General features: G+C 71.1%; 30 protein-coding genes. 18 read left to right on the top strand and 12 right to left on the bottom strand.

Going from position 1 to position 25,751, the window contains the following annotated elements; translation table 11 throughout:
* On the top strand, nt 1-1,776 hold a 1,776-nt coding region (locus tag QM634_RS13940), incomplete at its 5' end, for an LCP family protein (protein WP_415043378.1).
* A gap of 20 nt (nt 1,777-1,796) precedes the next feature.
* A complete protein-coding gene (locus tag QM634_RS13935) occupies nt 1,797-2,501 on the top strand; it encodes a TIGR03089 family protein (RefSeq protein ID WP_415043377.1) in 705 nt (234 codons plus the stop codon).
* Here QM634_RS13935 and QM634_RS13930 read toward each other — a convergent pair.
* Nucleotides 2,488-3,039 (bottom strand): GNAT family N-acetyltransferase, encoded by a 552-nt coding sequence (locus tag QM634_RS13930; RefSeq protein ID WP_415043376.1) that lies wholly within the window; start codon nt 3,037-3,039, stop codon nt 2,488-2,490. The two genes, QM634_RS13935 and QM634_RS13930, sit on opposite strands and share 14 nt — an antisense overlap.
* A gap of 108 nt (nt 3,040-3,147) precedes the next feature.
* On the opposite strand from QM634_RS13930, the gene QM634_RS13925 reads away from it, so the two are divergent.
* Nucleotides 3,148-3,834 carry a YdcF family protein gene (locus tag QM634_RS13925; RefSeq protein WP_415043375.1) on the top strand — a complete coding sequence of 229 codons (687 nt, stop codon included), beginning with the start codon at nt 3,148-3,150 and terminating at the stop codon, nt 3,832-3,834.
* Between the two features lie 88 nt (nt 3,835-3,922).
* Here the strand turns inward: QM634_RS13925 and QM634_RS13920 are convergent, their stop codons facing one another.
* Complete coding sequence (locus QM634_RS13920; RefSeq protein WP_415043374.1) at nt 3,923-5,086, bottom strand: acyl-CoA dehydrogenase; 1,164 nt, start codon at nt 5,084-5,086, stop codon at nt 3,923-3,925.
* A gap of 5 nt (nt 5,087-5,091) precedes the next feature.
* The gene (locus tag QM634_RS13915; protein WP_415043373.1) at nt 5,092-5,709 is read right to left on the bottom strand and encodes a TetR/AcrR family transcriptional regulator; all 618 of its coding nucleotides are present in this window, start codon (nt 5,707-5,709) and stop codon (nt 5,092-5,094) included.
* A 65-nt stretch (nt 5,710-5,774) separates the two neighbouring features.
* Here QM634_RS13915 and QM634_RS13910 point away from each other — a divergent pair, with 65 nt between their 5' ends.
* From QM634_RS13910 to QM634_RS13895, 4 genes are read left to right on the top strand one after another with little or no spacing between them, the layout of a single operon-like run.
* The gene (locus QM634_RS13910) at nt 5,775-6,164 is read left to right on the top strand and encodes a nitroreductase family deazaflavin-dependent oxidoreductase (RefSeq protein WP_415043372.1); all 390 of its coding nucleotides are present in this window, start codon (nt 5,775-5,777) and stop codon (nt 6,162-6,164) included.
* Nucleotides 6,161-6,544: a nitroreductase family deazaflavin-dependent oxidoreductase gene (locus tag QM634_RS13905; RefSeq protein WP_415043371.1), complete on the top strand. Its 384-nt coding sequence runs from the start codon at nt 6,161-6,163 to the stop codon at nt 6,542-6,544. Before QM634_RS13910 ends, QM634_RS13905 begins: the two co-directional genes overlap by 4 nt.
* Nucleotides 6,541-7,386, top strand: a complete 846-nt coding sequence (locus tag QM634_RS13900) for a dienelactone hydrolase family protein (RefSeq protein ID WP_415043370.1) — start codon at nt 6,541-6,543, stop codon at nt 7,384-7,386. The genes QM634_RS13905 and QM634_RS13900 overlap by 4 nt, the downstream gene beginning before the upstream one ends.
* Entirely contained in the window at nt 7,386-8,069 is a 684-nt protein-coding gene (locus tag QM634_RS13895) for a GNAT family N-acetyltransferase (RefSeq protein ID WP_415043369.1), read from the top strand. Before QM634_RS13900 ends, QM634_RS13895 begins: the two co-directional genes overlap by 1 nt.
* 2 nt (nt 8,070-8,071) lie before the next feature.
* Here the strand turns inward: QM634_RS13895 and QM634_RS13890 are convergent, their stop codons facing one another.
* Genes QM634_RS13890 through QM634_RS13875 form a run of 4 tightly spaced genes read right to left on the bottom strand, consistent with a single transcriptional unit; the run spans nt 8,072 to nt 11,156 of the window.
* Entirely contained in the window at nt 8,072-8,473 is a 402-nt protein-coding gene (locus QM634_RS13890; protein WP_415043368.1) for a TM2 domain-containing protein, read from the bottom strand.
* Between the two features lie 52 nt (nt 8,474-8,525).
* Nucleotides 8,526-9,455, bottom strand: coding sequence for an SMP-30/gluconolactonase/LRE family protein (locus tag QM634_RS13885; protein WP_415043367.1), 930 nt, complete (start codon nt 9,453-9,455; stop codon nt 8,526-8,528).
* A gap of 2 nt (nt 9,456-9,457) precedes the next feature.
* The gene (gene purE, locus QM634_RS13880; protein ID WP_415043366.1) at nt 9,458-9,976 is read right to left on the bottom strand and encodes a 5-(carboxyamino)imidazole ribonucleotide mutase; all 519 of its coding nucleotides are present in this window, start codon (nt 9,974-9,976) and stop codon (nt 9,458-9,460) included.
* Entirely contained in the window at nt 9,960-11,156 is a 1,197-nt protein-coding gene (locus QM634_RS13875) for a 5-(carboxyamino)imidazole ribonucleotide synthase (protein WP_415043380.1), read from the bottom strand. The genes purE and QM634_RS13875 overlap by 17 nt, the downstream gene beginning before the upstream one ends.
* A gap of 134 nt (nt 11,157-11,290) precedes the next feature.
* Here QM634_RS13875 and QM634_RS13870 point away from each other — a divergent pair, with 134 nt between their 5' ends.
* Nucleotides 11,291-11,881, top strand: a complete 591-nt coding sequence (locus QM634_RS13870) for a GtrA family protein (RefSeq protein WP_415043365.1) — start codon at nt 11,291-11,293, stop codon at nt 11,879-11,881.
* Here the strand turns inward: QM634_RS13870 and QM634_RS13865 are convergent.
* Genes QM634_RS13865 through QM634_RS13855 form a run of 3 tightly spaced genes read right to left on the bottom strand, consistent with a single transcriptional unit; the run spans nt 11,853 to nt 14,398 of the window.
* Nucleotides 11,853-13,178, bottom strand: coding sequence for an ATP-binding protein (locus tag QM634_RS13865; RefSeq protein ID WP_415043364.1), 1,326 nt, complete (start codon nt 13,176-13,178; stop codon nt 11,853-11,855). The genes QM634_RS13870 and QM634_RS13865 overlap by 29 nt on opposite strands.
* A gap of 9 nt (nt 13,179-13,187) precedes the next feature.
* Nucleotides 13,188-13,865 carry a response regulator transcription factor gene (locus tag QM634_RS13860; protein ID WP_415043363.1) on the bottom strand — a complete coding sequence of 226 codons (678 nt, stop codon included), beginning with the start codon at nt 13,863-13,865 and terminating at the stop codon, nt 13,188-13,190.
* Entirely contained in the window at nt 13,862-14,398 is a 537-nt protein-coding gene (locus QM634_RS13855; RefSeq protein ID WP_415043362.1) for a PH domain-containing protein, read from the bottom strand. The genes QM634_RS13860 and QM634_RS13855 overlap by 4 nt, the downstream gene beginning before the upstream one ends.
* Before the next feature lie 23 nt (nt 14,399-14,421).
* On the opposite strand from QM634_RS13855, the gene QM634_RS13850 reads away from it, so the two are divergent.
* Nucleotides 14,422-14,967 (top strand): hypothetical protein, encoded by a 546-nt coding sequence (locus QM634_RS13850; RefSeq protein WP_415043361.1) that lies wholly within the window; start codon nt 14,422-14,424, stop codon nt 14,965-14,967.
* 6 nt (nt 14,968-14,973) lie between these two features.
* On the opposite strand, the gene QM634_RS13845 is transcribed toward QM634_RS13850, so the two are convergent.
* On the bottom strand, nt 14,974-15,744 hold the full coding sequence (locus tag QM634_RS13845) for a biotin--[acetyl-CoA-carboxylase] ligase (protein ID WP_415043360.1): 771 nt from the start codon (nt 15,742-15,744) through the stop codon (nt 14,974-14,976).
* A gap of 63 nt (nt 15,745-15,807) precedes the next feature.
* Here QM634_RS13845 and QM634_RS13840 point away from each other — a divergent pair, with 63 nt between their 5' ends.
* The 8 genes from QM634_RS13840 (at nt 15,808) to QM634_RS13805 (ending at nt 23,314) form a co-directional block, all read left to right on the top strand.
* Complete coding sequence (locus QM634_RS13840; protein ID WP_415043359.1) at nt 15,808-17,430, top strand: acyl-CoA carboxylase subunit beta; 1,623 nt, start codon at nt 15,808-15,810, stop codon at nt 17,428-17,430.
* The gene (locus QM634_RS13835) at nt 17,427-17,648 is read left to right on the top strand and encodes an acyl-CoA carboxylase subunit epsilon (protein WP_415043358.1); all 222 of its coding nucleotides are present in this window, start codon (nt 17,427-17,429) and stop codon (nt 17,646-17,648) included. The genes QM634_RS13840 and QM634_RS13835 overlap by 4 nt, the downstream gene beginning before the upstream one ends.
* Nucleotides 17,645-18,265 carry a Maf family protein gene (locus tag QM634_RS13830; RefSeq protein WP_415043357.1) on the top strand — a complete coding sequence of 207 codons (621 nt, stop codon included), beginning with the start codon at nt 17,645-17,647 and terminating at the stop codon, nt 18,263-18,265. The genes QM634_RS13835 and QM634_RS13830 overlap by 4 nt, the downstream gene beginning before the upstream one ends.
* A 46-nt stretch (nt 18,266-18,311) precedes the next feature.
* Nucleotides 18,312-19,211 (top strand): sulfurtransferase, encoded by a 900-nt coding sequence (locus tag QM634_RS13825; RefSeq protein WP_415043356.1) that lies wholly within the window; start codon nt 18,312-18,314, stop codon nt 19,209-19,211.
* Nucleotides 19,208-19,630, top strand: coding sequence for a SufE family protein (locus QM634_RS13820; RefSeq protein ID WP_415043355.1), 423 nt, complete (start codon nt 19,208-19,210; stop codon nt 19,628-19,630). Before QM634_RS13825 ends, QM634_RS13820 begins: the two co-directional genes overlap by 4 nt.
* Nucleotides 19,631-21,133 (top strand): condensation domain-containing protein, encoded by a 1,503-nt coding sequence (locus tag QM634_RS13815; protein ID WP_415043354.1) that lies wholly within the window; start codon nt 19,631-19,633, stop codon nt 21,131-21,133. It begins immediately after the preceding gene.
* Nucleotides 21,134-21,201: 68 nt separating this feature from the next.
* On the top strand, nt 21,202-22,983 hold the full coding sequence (locus QM634_RS13810; RefSeq protein ID WP_415043353.1) for a biotin carboxylase N-terminal domain-containing protein: 1,782 nt from the start codon (nt 21,202-21,204) through the stop codon (nt 22,981-22,983).
* A gap of 19 nt (nt 22,984-23,002) precedes the next feature.
* Nucleotides 23,003-23,314, top strand: coding sequence for a hypothetical protein (locus QM634_RS13805; protein WP_415043352.1), 312 nt, complete (start codon nt 23,003-23,005; stop codon nt 23,312-23,314).
* Here QM634_RS13805 and QM634_RS13800 read toward each other — a convergent pair.
* Nucleotides 23,311-24,183: a type IV toxin-antitoxin system AbiEi family antitoxin domain-containing protein gene (locus tag QM634_RS13800; RefSeq protein ID WP_415043351.1), complete on the bottom strand. Its 873-nt coding sequence runs from the start codon at nt 24,181-24,183 to the stop codon at nt 23,311-23,313. The genes QM634_RS13805 and QM634_RS13800 overlap by 4 nt on opposite strands.
* Before the next feature lie 135 nt (nt 24,184-24,318).
* Here QM634_RS13800 and QM634_RS13795 point away from each other — a divergent pair, with 135 nt between their 5' ends.
* Nucleotides 24,319-25,713 carry an acyltransferase family protein gene (locus QM634_RS13795; RefSeq protein ID WP_415043350.1) on the top strand — a complete coding sequence of 465 codons (1,395 nt, stop codon included), beginning with the start codon at nt 24,319-24,321 and terminating at the stop codon, nt 25,711-25,713.
* Nucleotides 25,714-25,751 lie beyond the last annotated feature (38 nt).

The following is a 25,751-nucleotide window of genomic DNA, read 5'->3' as shown; positions in this document are numbered from 1 at the left end:
GCGCCGCGCCGCCCGGATCCCCAGCAGCGCGAAGGCCGTCGGCCCGCGCCGCAGCACGTTCCGGGCCACCGCACCCGCCCGACCCGCACCTCCTCGGGTGAGATCCACACCCGTGAACCCGAGCCCGCCAAGCGTCGCAAGAAGGCCCGTGCCACCGCCGCTACCGCGCCTGCGCCGGCACCCGCCCCGACCAAGGCCCGGCCGAAGCCCGCACCGAAGAAGCCGGCGCCCACGAAGCAGGCACCGAAGGCCAAGGCGCCGACGGCTCCCCCGCCCGCCGATCCGCCGCCTCCGCGCGGCTCACTCGGCGGGGGCGGTCCCCGCAAGCGGATCCACCGCGCCGGCCAGGTGGCCGTGACCCTGCTGTCGGTCGCCACGCTGGTCATCGCCGGGTACTCCTGGAAGTCGGCCACCGGCGTCACCGAATCGGTCACCCAACTGGCCGGGCTGAACCTCGGCGGCGGTCAGGACGGCGCCGTCGACCTGCTGCTGGTCGGCACCGACTCGCGCACCGACGCCAAGGGCGTCCCGCTGAGCCGTCGCGAGCTGCGCTGGCTGCGCGCCGGCGACGAGACCGCCACCAACACCGACACCATCCTGCTGATCCGCATCCCCAACAACGGGTCGTCGGCGACGGCCATCTCCATTCCGCGCGACGCCTACGTCGACGTCCCCGGCCTCGGCAAGAGCAAGATCAACGCCGCCTACGGCGCGACCAAGGAGCGGGTGCGCCGCACCGCCGTCGAGCGCGGCGGCAATCCGGCAAAGGCCGAGCGGGACGGCACCGAGGCCGGCCGGCAGGCCCTCATCGGCACCGTCAACAAGCTGACCGGCGTCCAGGTCGACCACTACGCCGAGGTCGGCCTGCTCGGTTTCGCGCTGCTGACCAACGCCGTCGGCGGCGTCGACGTGTGTCTGAAGGCCCCGGTGCGCGACCGCTACTCCGGCGCCAAGTTCCGCAAGGGCATCCAGACGCTGAACGGCCCGAAGGCGTTGAGCTTCGTGCGCCAGCGCCACGGTCTGCCCCGCGGCGATCTGGACCGCATCACCCGCCAACAGGTGTTCATGGCCTCGCTCGCACAGAAGCTGCTGTCGGCGAAGACGCTGACCAACCAGCGGACGATGAACAAGTTGGAGAACGCGGTGTCGCGGTCGGTGGTCATCGACGACAACTGGGACGTCCTGTCCTTCGCCGAGAAGCTGCGCGACCTCTCCGGCGGCAAGGTCCGGTTCGCGACGATCCCGATCGTCACCGAGGAAGGGTGGAGCCCGGAGGGCCAGTCGATCGTGCAGGTCGACCCCAAGGCGGTCCACAAGTTCACCGACGAGCTGCTGACCGGGGACGAGTCGAAGAGGAAGGCCGCCGGCAAGGCCGGCTACACCGTCGACGTCGTCAACGCCGGCACCATCGACGGGCTCGCGGCGAACGTCTCCAACATCCTGACCGCCAAGGGCTTCGCCCCGGGCAAGACGGCGACCAAGCCGATGAACGAGCGCGACTCGATCATCTTCACCCGCAACGCCGACGACTCCGCGATCAAGGACCTCTCGGCGGCGCTGGGCGGAGTCGCCGTCCGCGCCGACCCGACGATGCCCCGCCACCAGGCGCGCGTGGTGCTGACCAACACCTACTTCGGTCCCGGTTCGATCATGGACACCAGCCCGCAGCCCGACGCCCAGCGAGTCGCGGCGCAGCGCCGCCAGGTCGCCGCCCGCGCCGGCTCGTCGCAGGCTCCGATCACCGCGGGCAGCAAGGGCCCGATGTGCGTCAACTGACGGCGCGCTAACCTGCCACTGTGGCTTCGATCACCGAAGCGGTGCTGGCCGCCGCGCCCGACCCCGCGCGCCCGATGCTGACGTTCTACGACGACCGCTCCGGCGAGCGCACCGAGCTTTCGGCGCTCACCCTGGGCAACTGGGCGGCCAAGATCGCCAACTTCCTGCGCGACGAGGTCGGTCTCGCCCCCGGTGACCGGGTCGTCGTCGATCTGCCCGAGCACTGGCAGACCGCGGCCGTCCTCCTCGGCGCGTGGTGGGCCGGCGCCGACGTCGTCCCCGGCGGCGACACCGACGACGCGCGCGCGGTCATCACCTCCGCCGACCGGCTCGACGCCCACCCCGACGCCGGCGAGACCGTCGTCGTGCCGCTGGACCCGTTCGCCATGAGCGCGGGCGACCTGCCACTGGGTGTCATCGACTTCGGGCCCGCCGTCCGAGTGCACGGCGATGCCTTCTCCCCGGCGGGAGGCGACGGACCGGCGCTCGCCGGCCGCCCGGTCGCCGACGTCCTCGCCCGGGCACGGGAGGCCGCGGCGGCCGCCGGTATCGCCGACGGCGATCGCGTGCTGTCCACCCGCGGTTGGCGCGGCGCCGACGAGATCGTCGCGCATCTGCTCGCCCCGCTCGTCGTGGGTGCCAGCCTCGTCGCCGTCGCCCATCCCGACGACGCCGCGCTCACGGCCCGCGCCGAATCCGAACGGGCCTCGCTCACCCTCCGCTGAGCGGCGGCCAGTGCTGTGGCACGCGCTCGTCGGTGGCGCGCAGCACCGCGGTGACGACCTCCTCGTCACGGCCACCACCACGGTCGACCCGGACCCCGGTGAACCGGAAACCGAGCCGCGCGGCCAGGCGCGCCGACGCGACGTTCTCCGGCAGCGCCGACCATTCCAGCACGCCGAGCCCCAACCCGCCCTGGTCGAACGCGTCGTCGAGGACGGCGGCGAGCGCCTCGGTGAGGTAGCCGCGGCCACGCTGCCCGGGGGCACACCAGTAGCCGAGTGAGCCGACGTCTTCCGAACGCAGCGCGACCCCGACGCATCCGACGAACCGGCCGGACGCCGTCGTGACGACCCGGGTCACCGAGTCCGGCGACGTCGCGGTGACCCGCACGAAGTGCTCGGCGTCGCTCCGCCGATACGGGACCGGCACCAGCGTGAACCGCTGGATGTCGGGGTCCTGGCAGGCGTGGAAGACCGCGTCGACATCCGATTCACAGGGAATCCGAAGAATGAGCCTCTCGGTGCGCAGCGTCGACGTCATCCGCCCAGCGTGGCAGCACGATCGCCGCCTCACAAACGCATTACGCCGACGCATCGGTTGGCAAACGCCCATGGCACGGGTGCGTGTCGCGCGGATACCTTGGGAACCGTGTTGGCCACAGTGAAGTACGGAATCGCGGCGCTCGCGGTGACCGCGACCGTCGGCGGTGCCGTGCAGGCGACCACCGCACCGGACGCCCGCGCCGACGGCGCACAGCTGTACAACGGCCTCCTCTCGACCACCGGCTGCATGATCCCCAACTACCAGGTCATCAAGACCTGTTCGGACATCGGGATCCTCACCCCCCGACCGCCGGTGATCCTCAACGTGAACCCCGCCGGCGCCCGCATTGTCGTGCTCGGTGCCCGGCTGAACAACAACGGCATGGTGCCGCGGGTCCTCATCCCCCGGCTGCAGGCGGCCCTGTCACTGTCGCGCGGCTTCCCGGCGGCCAGCATCATCACCACCGGTGGCGTGACCAATCCGCGCCCCGGCCGCAGCGAGGCCCGGGCGATGAAGGACTGGTTGGTGCGACACGGCGTCGCCGCGGGCCGCATCGCGACCGAGAATCGTTCGCGGTCGACCGCGGAGAACGCCAAGTTCGTCGCCCCCATGCTGTTCCGGGGCCGCGCTACCGGTGTCGTCGTGGTGACCAGCGCGAACCACCTGCGACGCGCGATGATCAACTTCCGCAGCGCCGTGCACGGCGCGATGCCGGTCGAGGGCGTGATCCCCGGCTGGGGCAATGGCAGCGGGTCGAGCTCGGGAGGGCTCGGCTCGATGGGCTCGAGTTAACTCTTCAGCACACAGAACGACTCGAGCACGACAACGGCCGCCCGCGGAATATCCGCAGGCGGCCGCTGTTGTTCGCGGGGCCGGCCGGTCAGCGCAGCAGCGCGCGGCTCATGACGACGCGCTGGATCTGGTTGGTGCCCTCGTAGATCTGGGTGATCTTGGCGTCGCGCATCATCCGCTCCACGGGGAAGTCGGTGGTGTAGCCGGCGCCGCCGAACAGCTGGACGGCGTCGGTGGTCACCTCCATCGCGACGTCGGAGGCCAGGCACTTGGACGCCGAGCTGATGAAGCCGAGGTTCTTCTCGCCGCGCTCGGCGCGGGCGGCGGCCGTGTAGACCATGAGGCGCGCGGCCTCGACCTTCATCGCCATGTCGGCGATCATGAACTCCACGCCCTGGAACGAGCTGATGGACTTGCCGAACTGCTTGCGGTCCTTGACGTACTCGATGGCCGCGTCCAGCGCGCCCTGCGCGACACCGACGGCCTGCGCGCCGATGGTCGGACGGGTGTGGTCGAGCGTGGCCAGCGCGGTCTTGAAGCCGGTGCCCTCGTCGCCGATGATGCGGTCCTCGGGGATCGTGCAGTCCTCGAAGTAGAGCTCGGCGGTCGGGCTGCCCTTGATGCCCAGCTTGTGCTCCAGCGGGCCGACGGTGAAGCCCGGGTCGTCCTTGTGGACGATGAACGCGGAGATGCCGTTGGCGCCCTTCTCCGGGTCGGTGACGGCCATGACGGTGTACCAGGTGGACTGGCCGCCGTTGGTGATCCAGCACTTGCTGCCGTTGAGCACCCAGTTGTTGCCGTCCTTGCGGGCGCGGGTCTTCATCGACGCGGCGTCCGAGCCGGCCTCGCGCTCGGACAGCGCGTAGGAGGCCATCGCCTCGCCGGCGGCGATCGACGGCAGCACCTTCTGCTTCAGCGCGTCGTCGCCGGACAGGATGAGTCCCATGGTGCCGAGCTTGTTCACGGCCGGGATCAGCGAGGCCGAGACGTCGACGCGCGCAACCTCCTCGATGACGATGCAGGCCGCGATCGAGTCGCCGCCCTGGCCGTCGAACTGTTCGGGCACGTGGATCGCGTTGAACCCGCTGGCGACGAGGGCCTTGCGGGCCTCCTCCGGGAAGCGGGCGTTCTCGTCGACGTCCTTCGCGTGCGGCGCGATCTCCTTCTCGGCGAGCGCGCGGATCGCCTCGCGCAGCGCCTGGTGCTCCTCGGGGAGCTGGAACAGATCGAAGTCCGGATTGCCGTAAGCCATGGTCGCTACTCCTCCTGGCACTGCGTGCCATGCGTGTTGTCGGGTCCACTATTGCACAAGGTCTTGAGCTCCTCGTCGAGACGCTGCGCCGTCGCACCCTCGTCGCCGCGCAGCATCGAGCGCAGCAGGTAGTTGTGCACGCCGGTGACGGCCGACGCGAACGCGATGATCCGCACGCGCGGCACCTCCGGCAGGCGAGCGCGCAGGTGCTCCTCGAAGAGCCGCTGGTACCGGTAGGCGGTGATCAGCTCGCGGTCGCGCAACGCCGGGGTCTGCGAGACGATCACATACCGCCGTCGGGCGAGGTCCTTGTGCGTCGCGTAGTGGGCGAACACCATCTCGGCGGCCTCGCACACCGTCCACCACGGGTCCGAGTCGGAGTCGTCGAGGAGGTCCTCGACCCGTTCGAGCAGCGATTCGTGGTCGACGAAGGCGAGGTCTTCCTTGGACCGGAAGTGTCGGAACAGGGTGCGCCGCGACGTCCCGGCGGCCGCCGCGACCTCGTCGACCGTCGTCGCGTCGTAGCCCTGCTCGGCGAACAGCCTCGTCGACGCCGCCGCCACCCGCATGCGGAAGGCGGTCGAGTCCGCCGTCTGCGGGGTGCGCGGATCCGTCACCGTCATGGCCTCAAGTATGCCCGGCCCGGATATCCGCACCGGGCCCGGATGCGATAGGCCACACTGGGGTCATGAGAATCCCGTACGCCGTTGCGCGCTTCAACAAGAAGGTGACCAACCCGATCCAGCGCCAGTGGGCCCCGTATCTGCCGCCGTGGGCCATGGTCGAGCACGTCGGGCGCAAGTCGGGCACCCGCTACACGATCCCGGTGCTGGCGTGGGTCGAGGGCGACCGGCTCTCGATCGTCCTCACCTACGGACCCGACACCGACTGGGTGAAGAACATCCAGGCGGCCGGCCGCTTCGACGTGGTCCGCAAGAACAAGAAGCTCACCGTCGTCGGCCCGGTGGTCGTCCCGTCGGACTCCCCCGACATCGCCAAGGGCGCCAAGATCCCCGCCCGCGGCTTCGACTACGTGCTCAACGGCACCATCGCCGGCGTGCGGACCGAGGACCGATGAGGCTCCCCGGTTCGCTGGCGCGCTTCAACAAGAAGGTCACCAACCGCGTCCAGGGGCTGTGGGCGCCCTACCTCGCGCCCTACGCGGTGATCGAGCACGTCGGACGCAAGTCCGGCAGCCGCTACTCGGTCCCGGTGGTCGGCTTCGTCGACGGTGACCGGTTCTCGGTCATCCTCGCCTACGGCCCGGACACCGATTGGGTCAAGAACATCACGGCCGCCGGCCGCTTCGACATCATCCGACGCGGCAAGCGCTACACCGTGACCGATCCCCGTGTCGTCCCGTCGGACTCGCCGGACATGGCCAAGGGCGCACGCCTGGGCGCACGTGGCGGCGTCGACCACGTTCTCACCGGCACGATCCTGGAGGAACCCGCATGAGCCGCGATCGGCTCGACGACTTCACCGTCGAGGAGTTCACCGCCGACGGCAAGACCCATCCGGTCTACGTCAAGGGTTCGGGCCCGGCGGTCATCGTCATCTCCGAGATCCCCGGCATCACCCCGTTGGTCGCCGACTTCGCGCGCCGCGTCGTCGACGCCGGGTGCACCGTGTTCCTGCCGTCGCTGTTCGGGATCGACGGGTTGAACCCGCGACCGTCGGTCAAGCCCGGCGACCTCGCGGACTCGGCCCGCATGGCCGGCAACCTGGTCAGGAAGGTCTGCGTGAGCCGCGAGTTCACCATCCTCGCCACCGGCCGCAGCTCACCGGTCGTCACCTGGCTGCGGGCACTGGCCCGCGAGGCGCACGAACGGTGCGGCGGACCCGGGGTCGGCGCCATCGGCATGTGTCTGACCGGCGGTTTCGCGCTGGCGATGGCCGTCGACGACACGATGATCGCACCCGTGCTGTCCCAGCCGTCGCTGCCGTTGCGGCCGCTCGGCAATGCCCGCAACATCGACATCTCCGATGCGGACCTCGCCCGCGTCAAGACTCGATGCGCCGGCGGGCTGCAGGTCATGGGGATGCGCTTCGAGGGCGACCCGATGGTGCCGCCGGAGCGGTTCGCCTTCCTGCGCGAGCAGCTCGGCGACGCGTTCATCGGCATCGAGCTGCCCGATTCGGCGGCCAACCCCGACGCGGTGCTGCCGGTGCCGCACTCGGTGGTGACCGAACACCTCATCGACGAGCCGGGCCAGCCCACCCGCGAGGCACTGGACCGGGTCATCGCCTTCTTCACCGCGAAGCTGGGTGTCCCCGCGACGCCCCCGACGACGCGCTGATGGCGGTCCACGTGCGCCCGCCGGCCGATCCGGTCGGCGAGGCCCTCCGCGGCCCGCAGGCACGCTTCGCCCAGTGGCGCGGCCGCGTCGGCCGCTACGACCCCGAGGTGTCGATCTTCTACGCCCACCCGGAGGTCCTCGAGCCGCGGGACTGGGCCGACCTGCGCGAGGTGGCGGGGCCCGGCTCCACGGTGGGCCTGCGCGGATACGCCGGGCCCCTGCCGACCGGGTGGACGCATCTGCGGACCTTCCGCCTGCTGATGTACTCGGGCGCGCATGTCCAGCCGCAGGTCGACGACGACACCGTGGTGCTCGGCGCCGCCGACGTCGACGAGATGCTCGCCGTGATCGCCGAGACGCAACCGGGTCCGTTTGCCCGGCGCACCGTCGAGCTGGGCACCTATCGGGGCCTGCGCGACACCGACGGCCGCCTGATCGCCATGGCCGGCGAGCGCATGCGACCGCCCGGCTGGGGTGAGATCAGCGCCGTCGCCACGCTGCCGCGGGCCCGCGGTCGGGGACTGGCGCAGCGGTTGATCCGCGCGGTCGCCGCCGACATCACCGCGCGCGGCGACCTGCCGTTCCTGCACACGACCGCCGACAACCCCGCCCACGCACTCTACGAGCACATGGGGTTCGAGCTGGTCGAAGAGGTGGACCTCGCCATCGTCGAGGTCCCCTGAGGTCACTCCCGCAGGGTGCGGCCCTGTGCGTCGGGCACCTTGCCCATGAAGATCATGATGGCGTCGACGAGCGGCCAGATGCCGCAGGTCGCCCACGCGAGCAGCAGCTGCGCGACGCCCAGGCCCGTGTAGCCGAGATAGAAGCGTCCGATGCCGAAGCCGCCCAGGAACAGCTGGAGCAGGCCGGCGACCATCTTGCTCTTGTCCGAGAGCGGGTTGCCGTAGGCGTCGTACGCGGGGTAGCCGGGGTAACCCGGCTGCGGGTAACCCTGCGGCTGGCCGTAACCCTGCGGCGGCTGGCCGTAGCCCGGACCGGGCTGCTGGTAGCCCGGCTGCGGCGGATACCCCGGCTGCTGCGGCGGCTGGGGCTGGTTGGGCGGGAGGAACGGGTCGGGCGAAGTCACGGCGCAACCCTATACCGACCGCCGGGTGCGGTCCATCGGAAGCCGCGGCCGATCAGAGGTCGATCACGCCGACGACCTCGGTCTCCAGGCTGCCGAGCCACACGCGCCCGGCGTGCTCGCGCACACCGGTGACCATGTGGAAGGCACCGGCATCGCCATGGACGTCGCGGCGCAGCTTCCCGTCGTCGTCGAAGGCCTGGACGCGGACCGTCTGCTTGGGCTTGGGCTGCACGAACTCGGGCATCTTCATCGACAGCTTCGCCAGGAGCGTCGGCCCGCGCTGCAACCCGGTCACGACGGGCTCGGTCGGCGAGGCGATCGTCACCCAGATGAGGCCGTCGCTGCCGCGGGCAATGTTGTCCGGATAGCCGGGCAGGCCGGTGACGAGGTAGTCGCGGCTGCCCGCCCGGGAGCCGGCCAGCCAATACCGCACGACGGTGCGGGCGGCCGTCTCGGCGACGCACACGAATGACTCGTCGGCGGCCAGCGCCACCCCGTTGGCGAAGCCCAACCCGTCCAGCACGGTGGTCACCGCACCGTCGGCGGTGCGGCGGAACAGGCGCCCGGTTCGGGTGTCCTCGACCAGGTCGTTCTTCCAGCGCTCGATCGGGTGCAGCGTCGAGGAGTCGCTGAACCAGATGTCGCCGGTGGCGGCGACGGCCGCGTTGTTGCAGAACAGCATCGGCCGGCCGTCGATCTCGGTGACCAGCGGTTCGACCGCCCCGTCGGCGGGGTCGACGGCGAGCAGGCCCAGGTGGGCGTCGGCGACGAGGAGCCGACCGTCGGGCAGGAACTCGATTCCCAGCGGCCGTCCACCGGTGTCGCCGATCTGGGCGACCGCACCGGTCGCGGGGTCGAGCGACAGCAGCCGGCCGTCTTCCAGGCCGGTGTAGACGGTGCCGTCATCGGCGACGAGGACGTCCTCGGGGCCCTTGCCGCCGACCGGGTAGACGCGGACGGGGGAAAGTGCGGTGGCCGCCATCGCTAGCCCATCAACTTCTTGCGGAGGGCCTCGTCCTTGTCGGCGACCATGGCGGCGAGGTCGTCCTGGAACGTCGCCATCTGCGCGCGCAACGCGGGGTCGGCGGCCGCCAGGATGCGCACCGCCAGCAGGCCGGCGTTGCGGGCGCCGCCGATGGAGACCGTCGCGACCGGCACGCCGGCGGGCATCTGGACGATCGACAGCAACGAGTCCATGCCGTCGAGGTGCTTGAGGGGCACCGGCACGCCGATCACCGGCAGCGGCGTCGCCGACGCGACCATCCCGGGCAGGTGCGCGGCACCGCCGGCACCGGCGATGATGACCGCGATCCCCCGTTCGGCCGCCCCCTTGGCGTAGTCGAGCATCTTCTGCGGCGTGCGGTGCGCGGAGACGACGCCGACCTCGAAGGGCACGCCGAACTCGGCGAGCGCCTCGGCCGCGGCCGTCATCGTCGGCCAGTCCGAGTCGCTGCCCATGATCAGGCCGACGCGCGGCCCCCGGGTTTCACTCACCGTGCTCATCCCATCCGTCGGTCCAGGTCGCGGTGGCCAGCCAGGTGGCCGCCCGCTCGGCGCGCTCGCGCACCTCGTCGAAGGAGGCGCCGGGCGCTCCCACGATATTGACATGTCCGATCTTGCGATCGGGGCGTTCGCCCTTGCCGTAGAGGTGGATCTTCGCCTCCGGCATCCGGGCCGCCAGGTGGTGGACCCGTTCATCCATCGACATCGCCGGCGCCTCGCCGGCACCGAGCACATTCGCCATGACGACCGGTCCGGCGAGTAGGTCGGTCGCGCCCAGCGGGTAGTCCAGGACCGCGCGCAGGTGCTGCTCGAACTGCGAGGTCACCGCGCCGTTCATCGTCCAGTGGCCGCTGTTGTGGGGCCGCATCGCCAACTCGTTGACGACGAGTTCGCCGTCGACGGTCTCGAAGAGCTCCATCGCCATCACCCCGACGACACCCAGCTCGTCGGCCAGGCGCAGCGCCATCTGCTGGGCGCGCTCGGCGACCTCCGGCGCAAGGTCGGGGGCCGGGGCGAGGACCACGGCGCACTGGCCGTTGCGCTGGATCGTCTCCACCACCGGCCACGCGGCGCCCTGTCCGAAGGGCGAGCGCGCGATCAGCGCGGACAACTCGCGGCGCATCGGCACCTTCGCCTCGGCCATCAGCTGTGTCGCGTCATCGGCGCCGTCGACGACCGCCAGCGCCTCGTCGCGGCTCTCGAGCAGCCACACTCCGCGGCCGTCGTAGCCGCCGCGGACGGCCTTGAGGACGATCTGCCAGTCGTGGGCGTCACCGAACGCGGTCAACTCGTCGCGAGCGTCGACGGGGTCGCCGGAAAGGTCGACGAAGTCCGGCACCGGCAAACCGAGCTCGCGCAGCCGCTGCCGCATCGCCAGTTTGTCCTGGGCGAAGTGCAGGGCCGCCGAGGGCGGGCGGACCGGAACCCCCTCGGACTCGAGTGCGACGAGGTGCTGCAGCGGCACGCCCTCGTGGTCGAAGGTGAGCGCGGTGGCGCCGGCGGCCGCGCGGCGCAAATCGTCCAGCTCGTCATGCGAACCGAGGACGACGTCGGCGCTGACCTGTGCGGCCGGGTCGGCGTCGGAGGCGGCGAGGACGCGCAGGCATTGGCCCAGCTCGATCGCGGCTTGATGGGTCATCCGCGCCAACTGACCGCCGCCGATCATCGTGACCACGGGCATCGTCGAAGAGCGTTCCAGCACGCGTCCATCCTGTCATGTCGCCGCGGCCGGCAGCGCAGCCCGTACACTAGATCTTCGTGCCCTCCGCCGGGCCGCGGTCCGTCCGCGCGGCAACGGGGGCGAGAAGGGACGTCATGCTCACCAATTTGTACGACCGCTATGGCAACTCATTGCGCCAGCTGGTCAAGTTCGGTGCAGTCGGCGGCTCCGGCGTGCTGGTCAACATGGTCATCACCGTGATCATGAACAAGCTCAACGGCGGATCGATCAACGCGCAGAACGTGCTGTGGAGCATTCCGGGCACCACCTTCAACGTCCGCTTCACCGCGCTGGTGTGGATCGTCGCCTTCTTCATCGCCAACCTGTACAACTTCCAGCTGAACCGCTGGTGGACCTTCCGGTCCAGCAAGCACGCCGGATGGTGGCAGGAGTTCTGGCCGTTCCTGGCCGTCGGCTCGGTGGCCGCCGCGGTCGGCCTGGTCATCAAGATCTCCCTGACCAACCCCACCAGCCCGCTGTACCTGCCGGACCCGCACTTCCACGAGTCCGCCGGGATCAACTCGCGCGAGTACTGGGCTCAGCTGATCGCCATCATGATCACGATGCCGATCAACTTCATCGTCAACAAGCTGTGGACCTTCCGCGCCGTGCGGACGCACCGCCTACAGCCGCCGACCGACGAGGAGCTGGCCGCCCTCACCGATGAGGAACTCGGTCGCGCCTGACCGGCGGACCGGTCGGCGCCGCGGCCGGCACGACGATCGAGAACACCGGCGGTCGACGAGTGGTCAGCTCCAGCCGGCCCCCGTCGGCCTCGACGAGCGCACGCGCCAGCGATAGCCCGACGCCGCTTCCCGTCGCCACCCCGCCGGTGAAGCCGCGGCGGAAGATCTTGTCGACCAGTTCGTCGGAGACGCCCGGCCCCTGATCGGCGACGCGGACCCGCAGCATCCCCGAGGACTCCAGCGCGTCGACGGTGACCGTGCACTCCCCGCCCCCGTGCATGAGTGCGTTGTCGATCAGCACCGAGAGCGCCTCGCGCAGCCGGCTCGGGTGAGAGGTCCAGGCGATCGGAGATCCGATCGGACGTGCCTGCCGGACCTCGCGGCGCACGGCGGCGAAGGCCGGCTCGAAGTCGGCGACGAGGGTGTCGACGAGGTCGGCGACGTCGACGGCGGTGGCCGGGGCGTCGGAGCTGACCCGCGAGGCGGCGACCATCTCGTCGAGTTCGCGGGTGAGGCGGTCGACCTGACCGGCGGCCGCCTCGGCCTCGGCGACGACGTTCGGATCGTCGTGCATCGCCAGTTCGTCCAGCCGCAGCTGGATCGCCGTGAGTCGACTGCGCAGCTGGTGGGAGACATCGCCGACGATCCCCGCCTCACGGTCCAGGCGGGTGGCGATCTCGGTGTTGGCCGAACCCAGTGCCCGCGACACCCGGTCGAGTTCGGGGATCCCGTACTCGGGCCACTCCGAGCGGAAGTCGCCCTGGGCCATCGCCGAGGCCCGGTCGGCGACCTTGGTGAGCGGCTGCGCCAATCGGCGGGCGGTCCACGTCGCGACCACGACCCCCGCGCCGACCGACGCCACCACCACGATCACCACGATCGCCACGCCCGCCCATTGATCGCGCCGCACCTCCGACATCGGGATGGCGAGTTCCACGTTCCCGGCGTCGCCGAGGTCGATCGAGTCGGCGAACTCGCGGCCGTCGATCGGCTCGCCCAGCGTCGTCGTGACGAGCGTTCCCGACCCCGCCCCGGGCGTGTGGTGGACGACCCGCAGCTGACCGTGCTCGGGGATGAACACGCCCAGGCGCGAGGAGGTGAGCATCGCGGGATCGATCTCACCGCCGGGCCCCTCCATCCGGATCAGCTCGCTGGCCAGGTGTTTGAGGCGCAGGTCGAGGTCCTGGTGCGCGGTGTCGTCGGTCCACCACCACGCGATGACCGACAGCGGCAGGCCCAGCAGGATCCCGACGATCAGCACCATGCCGATCATCGAGGTGCGGATCCGGCGGCGCATCAGGCCCCGCTAGGCATCGAACCGGAATCCCATCCCGCGGACGGTGACGATGTGGCGGCGGCCGTCGGCGGTGTCGTCGCCGATCTTGCGGCGCAGCCAGGAGACGTGCATGTCGAGCGTCTTCGACGACCGCAGGTCGGCCGACCCCCACACCTCGGTCACCAACTCCTCACGGCTGACGACCTGCCCGGGCCGCTCCATGAGGAACTGCAGGAGGTCGAATTCGCGGTTGGCCAGGACCACGTCCTGACCGTCGACCAGCACGCGGCGCGCGCGGGTGTCCAGCACGATCGACCCGCCGACGAGGACCTCCTCGGCGAGCACCGGCTTGCGCCGCAGCAGCGCCCGCACGCGGGCCAGCAGCTCGGCCAGTCGGAACGGCTTGCCGACGTAGTCGTCGGCACCGGCGTCGAGGCCGACGACGAAGTCCACCTCGTCGGTGCGCGCGGTCAGCATCAGCACGGGCAGGTCGGGCCGGCGCTCGCGCAGCTGGCGGCACACCTCCAGACCGTCCATCTTCGGCAGCCCCAGGTCCAGGACGAGCAACTCGTAGCGCGGATCGACGGCCTGCTCGAGGGCGCTCACCCCGTCGTCGACGACCACGCAGCCGTAGCCCTCGCGCGTCAGCGCCCGCGCCAACGGCTCGGCGATGGCCGCGTCGTCCTCGGCCAGCAACACCTCGGTCATCGCAACTCCGCCTCGTCGGGGACGCCGTGGTCCTCGAGGACCTCTTCGTAGAGGAGCGCGTGGACGCGTTCGACGTCGGGGATGTTGTGGAAGGTCAGCGGGTCATCGGAAGCCGATTCGACGACCAGGGTGCCGGTGCGCAGCATCCGATCGGCCAGCCCGTGCCGGAACTCGACGGTGTTGATCCGCGACAGCGGGATGTCGATGCCCGAGCGGGTGGCGATCCCGTTGCGGTACATGACCCGGCGGTCGGTCACGACGAAGTGGGTCGTGGCCCACGAGACGAGCGGCCGCACGACGCACCAGAACAGGGCCAGGCCCCACAGCACCGCGACCGCGGTGAACGCGGCGGTGCGACCCCCGCCGGTCAACGTCGAACCGGTGATGATCCCGGCGAGGATGCCCGCGAGCAGCGTGACGATCGCGAACAGCAGGAACGGCCCCACCATCAGCTTCCAATGCGGATGGCGGTGCAGCACGACGGCCTCGCCGGGCGCCAGGTTCTGCTCGGGGTAACCCATGTCGACGAGCATAGGTCGTGCCTAGACTGGGGCACATGGCATACCAAGACCCGCAGGACCAGTTCCCCAGGACCCGGGCCTACGACTACCCCGGCCAGCAGCCGCCGTCGCAGCCGCAGCAGTACGTCGGCGGCACCGGCCAGTGGGAGCAGGCCCCGCGAACGCCGATGGTGAGCGCGCCCGCGGTCAACCCGGTCCTGTTCGTCGGCGGGGTGCTCATGACCGGCGTCGTGGTGGGGCTCGCCGTGGGTCTGGTGGCCTGGATCCTGGAGAAGGCCACCGCGAACATCGACGCGGTGCACCTGGGCGATTCGATCGTCCTGAACTACGTGATCACCGGCTTCGTCATCGCGATCTTCGCCGCCGCCTTCTGGTACGTCCTGCAGCTCATCACGCCCGCGCCGGGCAGCTTCTTCGCGTGGATCGGCGCACTGCTGCTGATCGCCGCGGTGGTCGCGCCGATGTTGATCGACACCGGTGATCTGGCGACGGCCGCCTGCAGGTCGCTGCTGCACCTGGTCATCGGCGTGCCGATCCTCGGCCTGATCCCGATGGTCGGGTCGCAGTCCAAGCGGCGCTGACCCCGCTCAGGACTGCGGGTGCGCCCGCAGGTGGGTGACGTCACCGGCCGCGACGGCCGTCGTCGACCCGCCGTCCGCGGTCACCAACAAGCGACCCTGCTCGTCGACGTCGACGGCCGTGCCGATCAACTCCCGGTCGCCGGGCAGCACCAACCGGACGCGCTGGCCGAGCGTCAGGCACTTGCGCCGGTACTCCTGCGCCAGCTCGTCGAGCCGATCCGGCCACAGCGCCAGTTCGGCGTCCAGCTCGCGCAGGATCCCGACGGCCAACTCGTCGTCGTCGACCGACCGGCCCGTCGCCACGAACACCGAGGTCGCCTCGGGAACGGGCAGCTGGTCGGGCGTCATCGAGGTGTTCACGCCCATCCCGATCACCGCCTGGCCGTTCGAGTACTCCGACAGCACCCCGGCGACCTTGCGGTCGCCGATCAGCACGTCGTTGGGCCATTTCACGCCGGGGGCCGCGTCGAACATCATGCTTCGGGCCAGGGCGTCGGCGACGGCGACGCCGGCCAGCAACGACAACCAGCCCATCGCCTCGGTCGGCTCGCCGACCGCCACGCCCGCCGAGAAGGTGAGCGCCCCGGAGGGCCCGGTCGTCCACCGGCGGTCGTGCCGGCCGCGGCCGGCGGTCTGGTGGCGGGCGATCAGCACGCGGCCGTCGATGTCCTCCGTCGCCGCGGCGGCGGCCAGGTCCGCATTGGTGGACCCGGTCGACTCGACGACGTCGACGCGGCGCCACCGCGTCCCGGCTAGGTGCTCGATGTGTCCCGACATGCCCTCAGCCTATGCGCGGGGGTGGTGGCGCGGGCGGCGCGCGGCTCGATAGCATCAGTCCCCATGACCACCGCATCCGAGGACGCGTCGACCATCGACATCCACACGACCGCCGGCAAGCTCGCCGATCTGCGGAATCGGCTCGACGAGGCCGCGCACCCGGTCGGCGAGGACGCGATCGAGAAGGTCCACGCGCAGGGTCGGCTGACCGCCCGCGAGCGCGTCGCCCTGCTCCTGGATGACGACTCCTTCGTGGAGATCGACGCGCTGGCCCGGCACCGCTCCAACAGCTTCGGCATGGGCGCGTCCCGCCCGCTCGGCGACGGCGTCGTCGCCGGCTACGGGACGGTCGACGGCCGCGAGGTGTGCGTCTACTCGCAGGACGCCACCGTCTACGACGGCGCGCTCGGCGAGGTCTACGGCGAGAAGATCATCAAGGTGATGGACCTGGCGCTCAAGACCGGTCGGCCGGTCGTCGGCATCATCGACGGCGCCGGGGCCCGCCTGCAGGAGGGCGTCGTGGCGCTCGCCAAGTACGGCGAGATCTTCCAGCGCAACATCCGCAGCTCCGGCGTCATCCCGCAGATCTCCGTGGTCATGGGCGCCGCGACCGGCACGCACGTCTACTCCCCCGCCCTGAGCGACTTCGTCGTGATGGTCGACGAGGACGCCACGATGTACGCGGCCGACCCCGAGGTCATCGAGATCGTGACCGGCGCGAAGGTCACCGAGCAGGAGCTCGGCGGTGCCCGTGCCCACATGGCCAAGTCGGGCACCGTCCACTACGTGGCGAAGGACGAGAAGGACGCCCTCGAGCAGGTGAGCGCCCTGCTGTCCTACCTGCCGAGCAACAACCGCGCCGAGTCGCCGCGCCTGCCGGGCACCGCGACCGAGGGCGCCATCGCCGACAACCTCACCCCCGAGGACCTCGAGTTGAACTCGATCGTCCCCGACTCGCCCAACCAGCCCTACGACATCCGCGAGGTCATCACCCGCGTCCTCGACGAGGGCGAGTTCCTGGAGGTCCAGGCCGGGCGCGCGGAGAACATCGTCATCGGCTTCGGCCGGATCGACGGGATCAGCGTCGGCGTCGTCGCCAACCAGCCCACGCACCTCGCCGGCTGCCTGGACATCGACGCGTCAGACAAGGCGGCCCGCTTCATCCGCACCTGCGACGCCTTCAACGTGCCGATCGTCACCTTCGTCGACGTCCCCGGTTTCCTCCCGGGGACCGACCAGGAGCACGACGGGGCCATCCGGCACGGCGCCAAACTGCTCTACGCCTACGGCGAGGCGACGGTCGGCAAGATCACCGTCGTCACCCGCAAGGCCGTCGGCGGCGCCTACGACGTCATGGGCTCCAAGCACCTCGGCGGCGATGTGAACCTCGCCTGGCCGACCGCCCAGATCGCCGTGGACACGGCGTCGGGCGCGGTCGGCACGGTCTACCGCAAGGAGATCCAGGAGGCCAAGGACAAGGGCGAGGACGTCGACGCGCTGATGCTCCGCCTGCAGGAGGAGTACGAGGACTCCCTCATCACCCCGTACGTGGCCGCCGAGCGCGGCTACCTCGACGCGGTGATCCCGCCGAGCCACACCCGCGGCCAGCTGGTGACGGCGCTGCGCCTGCTCGAGCGCAAGATGGTCGTCGTGCCGCCGCGCAAGCACGGGAACATCCCGCTGTGAGCGGCGCGAAGGACGCCCGCGGCGCCGAGCCGCTGGTGACGATCGTCAAGGGCAACCCCACCCCGGCAGAGGTTGCGGCGCTGACCGCGGTCCTCTCCGCGAAGCTCGACGCCGTCGAATCCGCGTCGAACACAACCCGTGACGAGTGGGGCAACCGGGACGAGCGGCTGCGCCCCAACTGGGCCGCCCCGACGAGCTTCTACACCCGGCTCTGGTGACCGAGGTCGTCCTCGGCTCCGCCTCGCCCGCGCGGCTGCGCGTGCTGCGGCAGGCCGGGCTCGACCCGCGGGTCCTGGTCGCCGACATCGACGAGGATGCCATCGCGGACGAGTTGACCGGCGCCCCGCCCGCGGAGATCGTGACCCGCCTGGCCGTCGCCAAGGCCGACGCACTGGTGCCCCGGGTCGACGCCGACGACGCGGTGCTCCTCACCTGCGACTCGATGCTGCACATCCGCGGCGAGCTCGTCGGCAAGCCACACACCGCCGAGGTCGCACGGGAGCGGTGGGCGCACATGTCCGGGCACTCGGGTGATCTGTTGACCGGCCACTGCGTGACCCGGATCCGCGGCGGTGAGCCGGTCGCGCGCGCCACCGACTCCGAGTCCACCGAGATTCGCTTCGCCCGGGTCGACGACGCCACCGTCGAGGCCTACGTCGCCACCGGCGAACCGCTGGCCGTCGCCGGCTCGTTCACCCTCGACGGACTGGGCGGCTGGTTCGTCGACGGCATCGACGGCGACCCGTCGTCGGTCCTGGGCATCGGCCTGCCGTTGACGCGCCGGCTGCTCGCCCGCGTCGACGTGGACGTCACCACGCTCTGGTCGGCGCGCTAGCGGTACTCTCGCTACCGCAGCCCCTTCGCGACGAAAGGCCCCTCCCATGGGTGTTGAGTTCGACCCGAATCCGGCGTTCGCCGACTACGCGCACCCGGAGCGGCTGGTCAGCACCGCCTGGCTCGCCTCGCGCCTGGGCATGCCCGGCCTCAAGGTCGTCGAATCCGACGAGGACGTGCTGCTCTACGACATCGGGCACATCCCCACCGCGCAGAAGATCGACTGGCACCTGCACCTCAACGACCCGGTCACCCGCGACTACATCGACGGCGAGAAGTTCGCCGAGCTGATGCGGTCCAAGGGCATCAGCCGCGACGACACCGTCGTCATCTACGGCGACAAGAGCAACTGGTGGGCGGCCTACGCGATGTGGGTCTTCACGCTGTTCGGCCACCCCGACGTTCGACTGCTCGACGGCGGGCGCGACGCCTGGTTCGCCGAGGATCGCGACGCGTCCTTCGACATCCCCGAGTACCCGCGCTCGGACTACCCCGTCGTCGAGCGGGACGATTCGAAGATCCGCGCGTACGCCGACCAGGTGATCGCGTCGCTGGGCACCGAACCGCTGATCGACGTCCGCTCGCCGCAGGAGTACACCGGCGAGCGCACCCACATGCCCGACTACCCGGAGGAGGGCGCCCTTCGCGGCGGCCACATCCCGACCGCGGTGTCGATCCCGTGGGCCAAGGCCGCCGCCGCCGACGGCCGGTTCCGCACCCGTGCCGAGCTGGACGAGATCTACGGCGGCTTCGACCCCCACTCCCCGACCATCGCGTATTGCCGCATCGGCGAACGGTCCAGCCACACGTGGTTCGTGCTGACGCACCTGCTGGGCTTCGACAAGGTCCGCAACTACGACGGTTCGTGGACCGAGTGGGGCAACCGCGTGCGCGTCCCGATCACGGTCGGGGAGGAGCCGGGCACCGCGCCCGGAACCGCCGGATGAGCGGGCTGCCGGCCCCGCTGGCCGAAATCGTCGACGATTTCGCCGCGCTGTCGGACTCGGACAAGACGACGCTGCTACTCGAGCTCGCCGACGAGCTGCCGCCGCTGCCCGAGCACCTCGAGCCCGCGGCGATGGAACCGGTGCCCGAGTGCCAGTCGCCGATCTTCCTGTCCGTCGACGCGTCGAACCCCGAGGCGGTCCGCCTCTACTTCAGCGCGCCGCGCGAGGCTCCCACCACCCGCGGGTTCGCCGCGATCCTGCACCAGGGCCTGGACGGGCAACCGGCGTCGGCGATCGCCGCGGTGCCCGCCGATTTCGGCCACGAACTGGGCCTCTCGTCGGTGGTGTCGCCGCTGCGACTGCGCGGATTGGCCGGCATGCTCGCCCGCATCAAGGCCGCGATCGCGCGAAGCGGGTAGATGGATTTCCTCCAGATCCTCGACCTCCCCGTGGAGCCGGGCGGGCTCGTCGAGTGGACGCCGGTGCTCGGCGGCGCCGCGGCGCTGCGGGCCGACCCGCGCCTGACGTCCTACAACCACGAGCAGCACCTGTCCGACGCGCTGGCCTACCAGCGGCAGACCGGGCACACCGGCGGTCGCGAATCGTGGTTGGGCGTGTCCATCGACTTCGACGAGCCGCTGTCGATCCCGGCGATCCGTGCGGCGCTGACCGCGTGGATCGACCGCCACGAGGTCCTGCGCAGCCACGTGATCCTCGATGCCGACGGCGGCGGCTTCCGGCGACTGTCGGTGGCGCCGGGCGCGGTGTCGCTGAAGATGAGCCGCATCGGCTGGTACCACGAGTCGTCGGTGCTGATCGACCAGATCGCCGGCTGGTTCGATCGCAGCACCGCGCCGGTGCGCTGGCCGGCGTACCGGTTCGCCACCGTCGGGCGGGAGCACTCCTTCACCCTGCTGTTCGCCGGTGACCACTCCTTGCTCGACGGGTATTCGCTGATCGCGGCGGTGCCCGAACTGCGGGCGCTGTACCGCTCCGCGGTCACCGCCCGCGGGCGCACCGCCCGCGACTCGGCGGCGCCGCCGCTGCTCCCCGACGAGGCCGTCGGCAGCTACGTGGACTACAGCACGGCGGAGCGGACCTCCGCCGATGCGGCCGACCGCTCGCACCCGGCGGTCGACGAGTGGGCGGCCTTCCTCGCCGAGGGCATGCCCCGCTACCCGACGCTGCCGGCCGCCGCGCCGGACCCAGCGACCCCCGAGCGCCCCGAACACGCACACGGTTTCGCCGTCGGCGGCTACGAGGAGGGCTCGTCGGCGGCCGCCGACGCCCTACCGCAGCAGTCCTACTACGCGCTGCTCGCCGACGATCAGACGACGGGCGAGTTCACCGCGGTGTGCTCGGCGGCCGGCACCACCCTGTTCGCCGGCGTGATGGCCGCCCTCGCCTACGCCTCCTACGAGCGGACCGGGTCCACCCGGTTCCGCGCGGTGCTGCCGCGGCACACCCGCCACGAGCTGCAGTGGCAGTCCTCGCTGGGGTGGTTCGTGTCCCTCTCCCCCTTCGACCTCGACCTCACCGAGGTCGGCACCTTCCCACAGCTCGCCGTCCGGGCCTCGGCGGAACTGCGACGCGGCCGGGTGGCGGCCTCGCTGCCGTTGCTGCGCGTCGCGCAGATCCTCGGCACCACCGACACCCCGCAGTTCGTCGTGTCCTTCCTCGACACGCGCACGGCTCCCGGTGCGGCCGCCGAGGACGCCGGCGGCGCCCGGGTCGTCCGCAGCCACCGGTACGCCGACGACGAGGTCTACCTGTGGATCAACCGCACCCCCGGTGGACTGCGCCTCTCCGCGCGCTTTCCCGCCGAACTCGCCGACGACGTCCGCGGATACGCCGACGCCGTCGCCGCACTGATCACCGACGTCGCCGAGCACAGCTCGTGGCACGCCCGGGGGTTAGTGTGAGGTGACGCCCCTCGACCTCTAGAATCCGATGAGCGCCATTTCCCGCGTCCGCAGCCTCAGGAGACTCCGTGCCCCGTAAAGCCACGATCAGCAAAGTCCTCATCGCAAACCGCGGCGAGATCGCTGTCCGCGTGATCCGAGCGGCGCGCGATGCCGGCATCACCAGCGTGGCCGTGTACGCCGAGCCCGATGCCGATGCGCTGTTCGTCCAACTCGCCGACGAGGCCTTCGCCCTCGGGGGCCAGACCTCGGCCGAGTCCTACCTGGTCTTCGACAAGATCCTCGACGCCGCCAAGAAGTCCGGCGCCGACGCGATCCACCCGGGCTACGGCTTCCTCTCGGAGAACGCCGACTTCGCCCAGGCGGTCATCGACGCCGGGATCACCTGGATCGGACCGTCCCCGCAGGCCATCCGCGACCTCGGCGACAAGGTCACCGCCCGCCACATCGCCAAGAAGGCGAAGGCGCCCATGGCCGCCGGCACCAAGGACCCGGTCAAGGACGCCGGCGAGGTCGTGGCCTTCGCCAAGAAGCACGGCGTCCCAGTGGCGATCAAGGCGGCGTTCGGCGGTGGTGGTCGCGGCATGAAGGTCGCGCAGACCATCGACGAGATCCCCGAGCTGTTCGAGTCGGCGACCCGCGAGGCGATCGCCGCCTTCGGCCGCGGCGAGTGCTTCGTCGAGCAGTACCTGGACAAGGCCCGCCACGTCGAGGCCCAGGTGATCGCCGACCAGCACGGCAACGTCGTCGTCGCCGGTACCCGCGACTGCTCGCTGCAGCGCCGCTTCCAGAAGCTGGTCGAGGAGGCGCCCGCGCCGTTCCTGACCGACGAGCAGCGCAAGAAGATCCACTCCTCGGCCAAGGCCATCTGCAAGGAGGCCGGCTACTACGGTGCCGGCACCGTCGAATACCTCGTGCAGGGCGACACGGTGTCCTTCCTCGAGGTCAACACCCGACTGCAGGTCGAGCACCCGGTCACCGAGGAGACCGCCGGCATCGACCTGGTGCGCGAGCAGTTCCGCATCGCCCAGGGTGAGAAGTTGGCCCTCACCAAGGACCCCGAGCCGCGCGGCCACGCATTCGAGTTCCGCATCAACGGCGAGGACGCCGGCCGCGGCTTCCTGCCCGCACCCGGTCCGATCACCGTCTACCGCGAGCCGGCCGGCCCCGGCGTGCGCGTCGACTCCGGTGTCCGCCAGGGCGACGTCATCGGCGGCCAGTTCGACTCGATGCTGGCCAAGCTGATCGTCACCGGCGCCACGCGCACCGAGGCCCTCGAGCGCGCCCGCCGCGCCCTCGCCGAGTTCGAGGTCGACGGCCTCGCGACCGTCATCCCCTTCCACCGCCACGTCGTGGAGAACCCCGCGTTCGTCGGCGACGGCAAGAGGTTCGACGTCTACACCAAGTGGATCGAGACCGATTGGGACAACCCGATCGAGCCCTTCGGCGGTGCCGACGCACCCGACGAGGAGTACACGCCGCCGCGCGAGACCGTCGTCGTCGAGATCGACGGCCGACGGGTCGAGGTGTCGCTGCCCGGCGACCTCGCCCTCGGTGAGGGCGGGGCGCGCGCCGGTGTGGTCCGCCGCAAGCCGAAGCCGCGCACCCGCACCAAGGGCGCCGGCATCGCGGCGTCGGGCGACTCGGTCACCGCTCCCATGCAGGGCACCGTGGTCAAGGTCGCCGTCGAGGACGGGCAGGAGGTCGCCGAGGGCGACCTGGTCCTGGTCCTGGAGGCGATGAAGATGGAGAACCCGGTGACCGCGCACAAGGCGGGCACCGTGACCGGCCTGGCGGCCGCCGCCGGCGATGCCGTCACCGCCGGCACCGTCCTCCTCGAGATCAAGTAGCCCCCGGGCGCTTCTCGCCGTGGAACCCGTCGAGATCAATGCGGGCGCCTGGTACCTGCGTGCGCTGCGCGCCGACGAGCGGGTCAGCGATGTCCCGGCGCTGACCGATCTGGGCATCACCGACCCGGTCGCCTTCGTCGACGCCGCCGACGCCGGCTGGGCCGAGGAGAGCCGCTACACCTGGGCGGTGTGCGAGCCGACCACCGGGGAGTTGTTGTCATTGATCACCGCCGACGCGGGCGGCCCCCCTACCGGGTCGGCGCGCGACGGCGGGCAGCGGAGTCTGGACGACGCGCTCCCGGTGGTGCAGCGCTTCCTCGATTCGCTCTAGGTCAAACGGTCCAGCCACAGGCGGCACGTCAGGGCCACGTCCTTGCGCTCGAGATCGGTCCACGTCCACCGCAGGACCCGCACCCCTCGCGTGCGCAGCTCGTCGTCGCGGGCGATGGCCCGCCACGCGGCCGACAGGTTCGAGTCGCCCTTGACGCGGATGCGCTGGTATCGCGCCGTCCCGTCGAACTCGCCGAGCACCCGGTGGCGCCAATTCATGTCGGGCTCGGCCAGCACCTCGCCGTCGACGTCGAGAACGGGGTGCTTGAGGCGCGGCCGCGGCAACCGCGCCGCGATGAGCTGGGCGCGGCACCACGATTCCCCCACGCCGTCGGCCAGTGGGGTCGCCCGACGCAGGGCCGGCCACACCGGCACCGGGAGGATCCGCTGCCGCATCACCTCGGCCAGCGCCGCCCGGCGCACCCCCTTCCGGAGCGCGGCGTCGAAGACCGCGAGCGCTCCGGCAAAGCCCATCGGCGAGGTGGCGGCGACGTCCACGGCCGTGCGCGCCAACGAGGTGACGCACCGTCCGCCGAGCTCGGTCACCTCTGACGGGGCGAGTTCGGCGACGTGGGTGCGGCGGAAGTCCGCGCGCACCCGGGTCGTGGTCGACGGCACGGTCACGTCGACCTCGCGCAGGTCCGGTTTGAGCATCGGCAGCCCGTGCAGGACCGCCGCCGAAACGTGGCTGAGCACCACCTGCGGCGAGGTTGCGACCTCGCCGATCATCAGCCGGTGCCGCGCCTCCGGATCGACACCGCCGACCGGCACATACAGCCCCGAACCGATGCGCTGGAGGGCACCCGCCTCGACTGCCCGGTACAGCACCGTCGCACTCATCCCCGCGGCCACCACCGTGCGCCGGCGCACCGCCCCGTCCGTGTCTGTCGGAATAGTCGTCATAGTCATTGGACGCACGCCGGCCCCGAACGGTTGCAACCCCCCACCCGCACTGAGTAGTCACCCCCATCCGATCGGGCGCCGGGCACAGCAGGATCGATACCCATGAGCCTTTCGATGTTTCCCTCCGCCGCCCGCGTCGCCGCGGGTACCCCCGCCGCCCGCGACCGGGCCGTCGACGTCGCCCGGATCGCCAGCCTTCTGGTCGTCATGTTCGGGCACTGCACCTTCGTCCTCGCGACCCTCACGCCCTCGGGCCTGTCCGTCGGCAACCTCCTCGCACAGCTGCCCGCCCTGCAGCCGCTCACCTGGGTGTTGCAGATCATGCCGCTGTTCTTCCTGGCCGGCGCCGCGTCGGCGGCGTACGGACTCGACCGCGTCGACGACCACGACCGCCAGCCCTGGGGCGTGTGGCTGATGCGCCGCACTCAACGGCTGGCCCGACCGGTGTTCTGGTACCTCGCGGTGTGGTCGGTCGCCCTGATCGCCACCCGGCTGCTGGCCGGTCCGACCGTCGGTGCTCGGCTCGGCCAGCAGTGCGTCGCGCTGCTGTGGTTCATCGGCGTCTACCTGGTCATCCTCGCCTTCGTCCCCGTGCTGGTGCGCCTGACCTCGCGTCGGGCGTTCGCGGCCGCGGTCGGCGTCCTGTTGGTCGTCGCCGCCGGCTGTGACGCCGCGCGCATCCACTTCGACTCGATGGCCTTCGGACTGCCCAACTTCCTCGCCGTGTGGCTGATCCCGGCGGCGATCGGCGTCGCCTATGCCCGGCGCCTCATCGCCCCGAGCGCCGCGCTGGCCATCGGTGCCGCCGCCCTCGCACTGGGCGTGCTCCTGGTCGTCGTCGGCCCCTACGAACCCTCCCTGGTCGTCACCGGTGACGAGAAGCTCTCGAACGTGACGCCGCCGACCGTCGTCCTGGGCCTGCACTGCGTCTGGATGAGCCTGGCGTTCGTCGCCGCCGCGCGGTCCGTCGGCCGGTGGGCCCGGCGACCGCGGGTGTGGCGGTGGGTCGCCATCGGCAACGGCGGCGCCATGACCCTGTACCTGTGGCACATCCCGGCCATCGTCGCGACCATCGGTCTGCTGCACCTGGGCGGGTTGGACGCCTACGACCCGGCCCAGCCGCACTTCTGGCTGCTGATGCTGCTGCGCGCCGCCGTCTTCGCCGTCGTCATGTCGGTCCTGTTCACCGTGTTGCTGCCCGCCGAGCACCGCAGTCTGCCGTGGTGGGACGGGCCGGTTCGCGCCGGCCGGGCCCGCACCACCGCGATGGGGCTGCTCGTCTGCGCGGGCGGCGTCTCGATCCTGGTGATGGCCAAGATGAGCCTGGGCACCCCGCTCGGCTGGGCCGCGATGATCGGCTTCGTCGGCGCCCTGGTGCTCGCACGAGCGCTGGGTTCGGCCCCGGCCGACGCGTCCGATAAGATGGACGGGCAATCGGTACCGGTGACCGGCGGGTATGAGGAGCCCCTGGCCCACGCGTCATCGGCCGAGGCGTAGGCGGACTACCGCCGCGCAAACAAGGCCGATTGTGCGAC

Source organism: Gordonia sp. (in: high G+C Gram-positive bacteria) (assembly GCF_047606305.1).
Classification (GTDB): Bacteria; Actinomycetota; Actinomycetes; order Mycobacteriales; family Mycobacteriaceae; genus Gordonia.
The sequence above is the reverse complement of the archived record's forward strand: the minus strand, read 5'-3'. Positions and strand labels throughout refer to the sequence as shown.

What these genes read in the sequence shown, in the direction of transcription:
- QM634_RS13825 (WP_415043356.1), top strand. Translation starts at nt 18,312, where the DNA reads ATGGGTGTTGAGTTCGACCCGAATCCGGCGTTCGCCGACTACGCGCAC.
- QM634_RS13820 (WP_415043355.1), top strand. Translation starts at nt 19,208, where the DNA reads ATGAGCGGGCTGCCGGCCCCGCTGGCCGAAATCGTCGACGATTTCGCC.
- QM634_RS13895 (WP_415043369.1), top strand. Translation starts at nt 7,386, where the DNA reads ATGGCGGTCCACGTGCGCCCGCCGGCCGATCCGGTCGGCGAGGCCCTC.
- QM634_RS13840 (WP_415043359.1), top strand. Translation starts at nt 15,808, where the DNA reads ATGACCACCGCATCCGAGGACGCGTCGACCATCGACATCCACACGACC.
- purE (WP_415043366.1), bottom strand. Translation starts at nt 9,976, where the DNA reads ATGAGCACGGTGAGTGAAACCCGGGGGCCGCGCGTCGGCCTGATCATG.
- QM634_RS13905 (WP_415043371.1), top strand. Translation starts at nt 6,161, where the DNA reads ATGAGGCTCCCCGGTTCGCTGGCGCGCTTCAACAAGAAGGTCACCAAC.
- QM634_RS13845 (WP_415043360.1), bottom strand. Translation starts at nt 15,744, where the DNA reads ATGTCGGGACACATCGAGCACCTAGCCGGGACGCGGTGGCGCCGCGTC.
- QM634_RS13875 (WP_415043380.1), bottom strand. Translation starts at nt 11,156, where the DNA reads ATGCCCGTGGTCACGATGATCGGCGGCGGTCAGTTGGCGCGGATGACC.
- QM634_RS13910 (WP_415043372.1), top strand. Translation starts at nt 5,775, where the DNA reads ATGAGAATCCCGTACGCCGTTGCGCGCTTCAACAAGAAGGTGACCAAC.
- QM634_RS13900 (WP_415043370.1), top strand. Translation starts at nt 6,541, where the DNA reads ATGAGCCGCGATCGGCTCGACGACTTCACCGTCGAGGAGTTCACCGCC.
- QM634_RS13865 (WP_415043364.1), bottom strand. Translation starts at nt 13,178, where the DNA reads ATGCGCCGCCGGATCCGCACCTCGATGATCGGCATGGTGCTGATCGTC.
- QM634_RS13915 (WP_415043373.1), bottom strand. Translation starts at nt 5,709, where the DNA reads ATGACGGTGACGGATCCGCGCACCCCGCAGACGGCGGACTCGACCGCC.
- QM634_RS13850 (WP_415043361.1), top strand. Translation starts at nt 14,422, where the DNA reads ATGGCATACCAAGACCCGCAGGACCAGTTCCCCAGGACCCGGGCCTAC.
- QM634_RS13930 (WP_415043376.1), bottom strand. Translation starts at nt 3,039, where the DNA reads ATGACGTCGACGCTGCGCACCGAGAGGCTCATTCTTCGGATTCCCTGT.
- QM634_RS13815 (WP_415043354.1), top strand. Translation starts at nt 19,631, where the DNA reads ATGGATTTCCTCCAGATCCTCGACCTCCCCGTGGAGCCGGGCGGGCTC.
- QM634_RS13795 (WP_415043350.1), top strand. Translation starts at nt 24,319, where the DNA reads ATGAGCCTTTCGATGTTTCCCTCCGCCGCCCGCGTCGCCGCGGGTACC.
- QM634_RS13920 (WP_415043374.1), bottom strand. Translation starts at nt 5,086, where the DNA reads ATGGCTTACGGCAATCCGGACTTCGATCTGTTCCAGCTCCCCGAGGAG.
- QM634_RS13855 (WP_415043362.1), bottom strand. Translation starts at nt 14,398, where the DNA reads ATGCTCGTCGACATGGGTTACCCCGAGCAGAACCTGGCGCCCGGCGAG.
- QM634_RS13860 (WP_415043363.1), bottom strand. Translation starts at nt 13,865, where the DNA reads ATGACCGAGGTGTTGCTGGCCGAGGACGACGCGGCCATCGCCGAGCCG.
- QM634_RS13870 (WP_415043365.1), top strand. Translation starts at nt 11,291, where the DNA reads ATGCTCACCAATTTGTACGACCGCTATGGCAACTCATTGCGCCAGCTG.
- QM634_RS13885 (WP_415043367.1), bottom strand. Translation starts at nt 9,455, where the DNA reads ATGGCGGCCACCGCACTTTCCCCCGTCCGCGTCTACCCGGTCGGCGGC.